This window comes from Nocardioides zhouii (assembly GCF_004137345.1).
GTDB lineage: Bacteria > Actinomycetota > Actinomycetes > Propionibacteriales > Nocardioidaceae > Nocardioides > Nocardioides zhouii.
Window position 1 is genome coordinate 1 of sequence record NZ_SDWV01000041.1, and the last position, 1,561, is coordinate 1,561.

Sequence of the window (1,561 nt, forward strand, 5' to 3'; positions counted from 1 at the left end):
GCTCACTGGTGCACCATCTTCCTGTCGGCGGTCACCTGATCGCTGATGCACCCGAGGTGCCGTTGGGTCACTGCCCCGCTCGCTCGACCTCTTGAGGTCCACGATGAGTTCTGCAGGACCCGGCGGTCACTCGGGACGCCAAGACCGTCGACAGGGCTGTGCGCCATGGACTGTGAACACGCGGTCCGGGAGCGCCGATCAGTGAGCTGACTGGCAGATGCGTCCCGACACCGAAGTTTGGGTGCCTCCCCACTGGGTCTAGCAGCGAGGAGGCTGACGTGAAGTCTGCCAGCACTACCAGTAGTGACCAACTGCTCGAAATTCCCGCCAACGGTGTGACCGGTGGCCTGGACTGGGCCAGCGCCGACCACGCCGTCAGCGTCGTTGACGACAAGGGCCGTCAGATCGCTCGCACGATGATCGAGCACACCAAGGCCGGACTGAAGGCAATGGTGAAGTTCCTGACCAAGCAAGGCGTCACCGAAGTCGCCATCGAACGTGGCGACGGACCAGTCGTCGAGGCCCTCCTCGACGCCGGGATCACCGTGGTGGTGATCAGCCCGAACAAGCTCAAGAACCTGCGCAGCCGTTACGGCTCGGCCGGCAACAAGGACGACCGGTTCGACGCCTACGTCCTGGCCGACACCCTGCGCACCGACCGAGCCCGGTTCCGACCACTGAGGACCGACACGCCGGCCACCACGACGCTGCGTTCGACCGTCCGAGCCCGACGGGACCTGGTCAAGCACCGCGTCGCGTTGTGCAACCAGCTCCGCGCCCACCTGCAGGTCGCCTTCCCCGGCGCCGTCGGCCTCTTCAGAGATCTCGACTCCCCGATCAGCCTGGCCTTCCTGGACCGCTTCGAGTCCCAAGACCGCGCCGACTGGCTCTCCACCAGGCGGCTGAGTGCCTGGCTCAAGTCCGTGGGCTACTCCGGCCGCACCGACCCGGCCACACTCATGACCCACCTGCACGACGCACCCCGCGGGCTGACTGGGGAAGATGGCGCCGCTCGTGCACACACCACCCGAGCCCAGCTCGTCGTGCTGCGGAGCCTGGTCGAGCAGATCGCCGTCCTGGAGTCCCAGATCGCCGAACAACTCGCCCTGCACGCCGACGCCCACATCTTCTGCTCGCTCCCGCGCAGCGGCACCGTCCGCGCCGCCCGACTGCTCGCCGAGATCGGTGACGCCCGCGGCCGGTTCCCCGACGCGGCGTCCCTGGCCTGCTTGGCCGGCGTGGCGCCCTCGACCAAACAGTCCGGCAAACACCGCGCCGTCGCCTTCCGGTGGGCAGTCAACAAAGAACTCCGCGACGCCGTGTGCGACTTCGCCGGCGACTCCCGACGAGCAAACCCCTGGGCCGCCAAGATCTACAACGACGCCATCGCCCGCGGCAAAGAACACCCCCACGCCGTCCGCATCCTGGCCCGCGCCTGGCTCAGCGTCATCTGGCGCTGCTGGCAAGACGACACCACCTACGACCCCACCCAACACAACGCGCTGCAAGCAGTCCTCAACCACCTCGAGGCCGCCTGACGTTGACACAGGGCTACTCATCG

Annotated in this window: 1 protein-coding gene; it reads left to right on the forward strand. The window is 67.4% G+C overall.

What is annotated here, in order from left to right:
- Positions 1-278: 278 nt before the first annotated feature.
- A complete protein-coding gene (locus EUA94_RS21945) occupies positions 279-1,538 on the forward strand; it encodes an IS110 family RNA-guided transposase (protein WP_129429050.1) in 1,260 nt (419 codons plus the stop codon).
- The last annotated feature ends 23 nt before the right edge of the window (positions 1,539-1,561 follow it).